Source organism: Phytobacter sp. V91 (genome assembly GCF_965644225.1).
Taxonomy (GTDB): domain Bacteria; phylum Pseudomonadota; class Gammaproteobacteria; order Enterobacterales; family Enterobacteriaceae; genus CBFFRJ01.
Map to the genome: position 1 here is coordinate 1 of NZ_CBFFRJ010000210.1, position 4950 is coordinate 4950.

General features: G+C 37.8%; 6 protein-coding genes. 2 read left to right on the plus strand and 4 right to left on the minus strand.

Annotation, left to right across the window (positions count from 1 at the left end; all coding sequences use genetic code 11):
• Positions 1-422: 422 nt before the first annotated feature.
• Positions 423-803: an acyl-CoA thioesterase gene (locus ACSZO4_RS24555; protein WP_437891702.1), complete on the minus strand. Its 381-nt coding sequence runs from the start codon at positions 801-803 to the stop codon at positions 423-425.
• Positions 804-1444: 641 nt separating this feature from the next.
• Between ACSZO4_RS24555 and ACSZO4_RS24560 the strand changes: the two genes are divergently transcribed.
• The gene (locus ACSZO4_RS24560; RefSeq protein ID WP_437616610.1) at positions 1445-1903 is read left to right on the plus strand and encodes a nuclear transport factor 2 family protein; all 459 of its coding nucleotides are present in this window, start codon (positions 1445-1447) and stop codon (positions 1901-1903) included.
• Between the two features lie 72 nt (positions 1904-1975).
• On the opposite strand, the gene ACSZO4_RS24565 is transcribed toward ACSZO4_RS24560, so the two are convergent.
• Positions 1976-3493 carry a prepilin-type N-terminal cleavage/methylation domain-containing protein gene (locus tag ACSZO4_RS24565; protein ID WP_437891704.1) on the minus strand — a complete coding sequence of 506 codons (1518 nt, stop codon included), beginning with the start codon at positions 3491-3493 and terminating at the stop codon, positions 1976-1978.
• A 471-nt stretch (positions 3494-3964) separates the two neighbouring features.
• On the opposite strand from ACSZO4_RS24565, the gene ACSZO4_RS24570 reads away from it, so the two are divergent.
• On the plus strand, positions 3965-4300 hold the full coding sequence (locus ACSZO4_RS24570; protein ID WP_426812949.1) for a YegP family protein: 336 nt from the start codon (positions 3965-3967) through the stop codon (positions 4298-4300).
• Between the two features lie 18 nt (positions 4301-4318).
• On the opposite strand, the gene ACSZO4_RS24575 is transcribed toward ACSZO4_RS24570, so the two are convergent.
• Together ACSZO4_RS24575 and ACSZO4_RS24580 are read right to left on the minus strand one after the other, a co-directional pair.
• Positions 4319-4699, minus strand: coding sequence for a hypothetical protein (locus tag ACSZO4_RS24575; protein WP_437891705.1), 381 nt, complete (start codon positions 4697-4699; stop codon positions 4319-4321).
• Positions 4680-4950 (minus strand): hypothetical protein (locus ACSZO4_RS24580; protein WP_437891706.1); only part of this gene is annotated, 271 nt, incomplete at its 5' end. The genes ACSZO4_RS24575 and ACSZO4_RS24580, both read right to left, overlap by 20 nt.

A 4950-nucleotide genomic window follows, 5' to 3' on the forward strand; every position in this document is an offset into this window, starting at 1 on the left:
CATCAGGCTGAACATTTGGACGAGCGCAGGGTTATGCTGCAATGGTGGGCCGATTTTCTCGATGCTAACCGGGAAGGGATGGTCAGGCCGTTTGAGTTTGCACAGAAGGGATAAATCGAACAAAGGCCACAGATGGTCATTGTCAATTTATCCAGTCAGAACATAAACAATAAACTTTATAATCTAACCGCTCACATATGAGTGGTAAAATATGTTAAGAGTGCATATGTAAGCGCTAAGGTCATTATTAAAAATCAACAAGCCATTAAAATGTTATGAGTTTGCATGCCCAGGAATGTGCATATACCAAGAATACTTCAAGTTGCAGGGGCCTGTGAACCCAAGTCTATAGTAGGGGAAAATTGTTTAGGCACTACCATCCTGCATCTTGAAGTTCCTTGGGTATAATAATATAAAATTTACTAAAGAGCATTTATCACGGATTCAGGGAGTGATGGTCTACCATTTATAAGGCAAGTACCAACAAAAACGGCTTCTGCATAAACAACATTATTGACAATTATTTGTTGAACGAAATTTACTCGGTTGCGTTTCTCATTAGGACGCAATTGACAAGTCACCTGCATTTTATCGCCAGTCAAAAGACTTTTTTTGAAACGCAATGTGTATTCGAGAATAATATGAATACGACCTTGAGAAAACTCATGCTCAAGATCCAATCCAAGTACTTCTTTCATGAAATCATGGCGAGTCCACTCCATGTAAAATGGATAGTATAGCCCATCTACAACCCCTTGAAAATCGATATGTTCCTGTTTAACTTCATAATATTTTACAAACATGAAAAAAAATCCTTAGTGAACTTCTTTAAAGTAACTGGTAACCATCGCTGGCTACAATTACAATTTAGATAATACATACCTAACCTTTTGAATGAATGGATTTTAGTTTTCATCTCCCATACTTTAAGTCATGTAAAATCAGTTAGTACTGTGAAAATGTCCATTTTAAATAAAAAAGAATTACACATGTGTACTCATGTTAATGATTAAGACAAATAAAACTTCAATGTTTTGTCATAAAGTTTTTATCCATTAACGTGTGAGATTGCCAGAAAAAACATGTATTAATTTGTTAATGCTTTTACAAATAACAACATTTATGTGTAGGGTCATCTTTGATTGTTTTGCTTGCCAAGCATAAAACACACCTTTTTTATTGTTATTATTGATAAATGAACAAGTAACAACCATATCAAACTGGTCAATGCGTAGTTGTCTCATTTTCTGGTTCTTTATCAGAACAAGAACCATACTACATGAGTCAATTTAGGATTTTTTACCTTGCTCTTATAGTGATAAGAAATTAAAACGTATGCTTTACTAAAAAATTCACATTACTATAAGATAACAAAATTTACAAACAAGTAAGCATCAACAATAATAGCAAACAACACATTTTTGAATGTGCCTACGAGGTTTCAATGAGATACAAAATTGTAGTTTTAAGCTCCATACTAATTATTTCTGGTGCAGTTAATGCTTCAACAGTTGAGAATTGTGTTAATGTAAGACCATCCGATATTGAAGAATTATTCAACAAATGGAACGCTTCGTTGCGAACTGGCGATCCCAAAAAAGTTACAGATAATTATCTGAGTGATGCGGTACTTGTTCCCACTATATCAAATAAAATACGGCTTACGCAGGCTGAAAGGATTGATTACTTTGAACATTTTCTTGCTAAAAAACCAGTTGGCAAAATTGACAGTAGAAATATACGAATTGGCTGTAACGAAGCAATTGACGTAGGAACCTACACGTTTACTTTTGGTGACAATACAAAAGTTTCCGCCCGATACACATTTACCTATGATTATACAGGTAAAGAATGGAAAATATCATCTCATCACTCATCTGTTATGCCTGAGAAGCTAAATTAACTTGAAGCAAGCCATATAAACCACTATGTAAATATAAATATTTATATGGCTAATATTAACTACTGATAGTAATCAACCACACTTAACCTTTGAAACATTACTTACCGTATATACCTGAAAATCGCATCCACCATTATTTCCCCAGCTATCACTGTCAGTGAGCGATAGCTGGTGTGGCGTTACCCACCCACTATAATATCTCCTGTCTGCCCTACAACCCGATTTATATCCGACCGTTCCATAATAGGCGAAAATTGCCGTGTCAGAAGGACAGTAATTATTTCCATATCCTGACACGTAAGAGATACTGGTAGTATATTCTGTTATCCCCGCTCCGGACTGCCACCTGCCGCTCACACAGGACAATGTTCTGCCAGAAGAATCTTTACTTATCAGGCCATCTGAATTGCAAACCGTACCTGCTACAACAGTAGACGTGGGCTGCAAATACAGACCTGAAACCGTTCCCGAAGCGGTGATATTACCTGACGCAGAGACAGCACCCGTGGTTTTTCCATCATTTGACGCTGACAAAATAAGATCGCCACGTATCTTTTGACTTCCCCATATATCAAGCTTTACAGAAGAATTATTATTACCTGTAAGAGAGAGATATCCATCCCCCGAACCACCGGAGACATTCAACAGCACTGCATTCTGATTACTGGAACCTCCCCCACCAATTTGAAGGCGGCTGCTATTTGTTTTGGCTGAAACATAACTTTCAGAGCTGATCCCGCTTTTAACCGTGAGATAACTGCTCATGTTGACGTTTTTCGCAAAAGACGAAAAACCCGCAACGTATAAATCTTCGGAAACATTCACGTTCTTTGCAAAGCGTCCATACGAACCATTGAATGATACAGCACTGATATCCCCCGACGCGGTAATATCTTTGACATTGTTGACATCATTTCCGCCCATGTTCAGATCGCCTGTCATTGGCAGAGTACCGTCACGACGCAGGTAAACCGAGTACATAGAAGAATCATAACCCACACGATAGCCAAGCAGACCCACTTTATTGATGCTGGAAAATCCCGCTGTCGTTTCTGACCACAAACCGTTATAACCCGTGATCTGACTGGTCACTTTGCTCATGCCACTGTCAATACCTGCTGTCTGCATGGCTTTTCCAAGAAGATCGTAACGAACCTTGTTTCCTTCTGTCCAGGCAGCGTTCGTGGTGATTAATCCGTTGATAACATAGTTGGGAGCCGTTCCGTTCCTTTTCAGTAAAATCGTATAGGCTGATTTGTTAATATTTACACCAGTAAAAGAGGAAGGCAATAATCCTTCATTGATCAGTGTCTGGTAGGTAATGGTACAGACAGACACCGTACAGGTTCGTGGCCCCGGATCGGTGCCTGTTCCTGTTGATGCCGTCAGCGTGGATAGTTTATCGTGGCGGATACTGATATAACTGTTTACCGCCTCGCCAAGCTGCCTGATTTGTTCTCCTGCTATTTTGGCCTGCGTATTTTCCTGTTCCTGTTTCAGATCCTGAAAACGCATAAATGAAACTGCTGATGCAATCGCTAATACCAGAATCAATTCCAGTAATGAAAAACCTTTCTTTTTTATTCTCATTGATATATCCCTTTGTTATGTTGTTTTAATTATGTAGTAATCGATATTAATAAAAAGTCAATAAAAACGCCTTGAAAACCAACGAAAAATCCTGACGGATATTACGCTGAATAAACAGGGCTAAAAAATAACAATCAAGGGTTGTATAACAACATATTTTTAATTAACACATAAGGAGGCAAAGTCAAGCATTGTGATTAAATAATATAACAATTTAAAAAATCACTACCGCACCCGGTGGGTTTGCTCAACCTCGTATATTGTAAAACAAGTTTTAAAATATACGAGGTTTCTTTTATTTACACCAGTCGAATCTGTGAATAGTTGATTACGTGATTAGGTCCATAAGATAATTCTGTTTGTTTTTTATTTCAAACAAAGGGTTGAAATATATGGATTTGTGTTCATACTTTAAGTGAAATGTGCACATACATAGAACATGTTTATTTATCATATAAACAAGGAGTTATCATGTCAGGATGGTTCGAGTTAAACAAAAGCAGTGATGGGCAGTTCAGGTTTGTTCTCAAAGCCGGTAATGGGGAGACCATTCTTACCAGTGAACTTTACACAACGAAAGGTGCAGCAGAAAACGGCATTGCATCAGTTCAGGCTAACAGCCCTCTCGATGAACGCTATGAGAAAAAAGTGTCCTCAAATGGCAAATGCTTTTTTAATCTCAAAGCTGCTAATCATCAGGTTATTGGCACAAGTCAGATGTATGCCAGTACTCAATCACGTGAAACAGGTATTGCATCAGTAAAAAGCAATGGTGTTTCTGGTATAACCAAAGATAACACGTTGTAAACCTGATTAAAGACAGATCTACCATTTATGATCTGTCTTTTCTATTTTGTTCTTAATTCCGTTAACCACTTTATCTGCCTTACATCTTTCCAGTGCTTTCGATAATTTTTCAAAAAAGCGTTGTTCTGTATAAGCCCGGATAACAATTGTTTGATCTATGCTCAATCCATTTCTTCTGTGGAGATCCTGTCTGTAACCCACAACAAAAGCAATAATATCTGTTTTCAACTCTTCATAAAAAATACGTTCACACTCTGCCGTCGCCATTTCTGGAAAACAATCGGCGAGTATGGTATACAGAAAGAATGATACACTTTCTATTGCTGACGAAATTACCTCATTATCACTGGTGTTATTACTTATAGACAGATTATCAATATCATTCCTTTTTCTTCCCAAGTCTGCGCTCCAACATCAAGTTAAAATTATTAACCTTTACAGTCGTTTTCCTTTCGACCTGATCACATTTTTCTGGCAACTCGATTTCTGAGAGATCTTCGGTAGCATGCAGTGGGTGATCAGTTTTTCCCGGCTCACACTTTTTAACTGAATTTTTATTTTTCTGTTCTTTTCGAAGATTTTCATTTTGTCTGGCTCTGGCCCCGTTACTTATGTAGCGATCTAAATCTGTTTTCGTTGCCGTGGCGAAA

Bases quoted from the DNA above. Each gene is read 5' to 3' on its own strand.
- ACSZO4_RS24555 (WP_437891702.1), bottom strand. From the start codon at position 803: ATGTTTGTAAAATATTATGAAGTTAAACAGGAACATATCGATTTTCAA.
- ACSZO4_RS24560 (WP_437616610.1), top strand. From the start codon at position 1,445: ATGAGATACAAAATTGTAGTTTTAAGCTCCATACTAATTATTTCTGGT.
- ACSZO4_RS24565 (WP_437891704.1), bottom strand. From the start codon at position 3,493: ATGAGAATAAAAAAGAAAGGTTTTTCATTACTGGAATTGATTCTGGTA.
- ACSZO4_RS24570 (WP_426812949.1), top strand. From the start codon at position 3,965: ATGTCAGGATGGTTCGAGTTAAACAAAAGCAGTGATGGGCAGTTCAGG.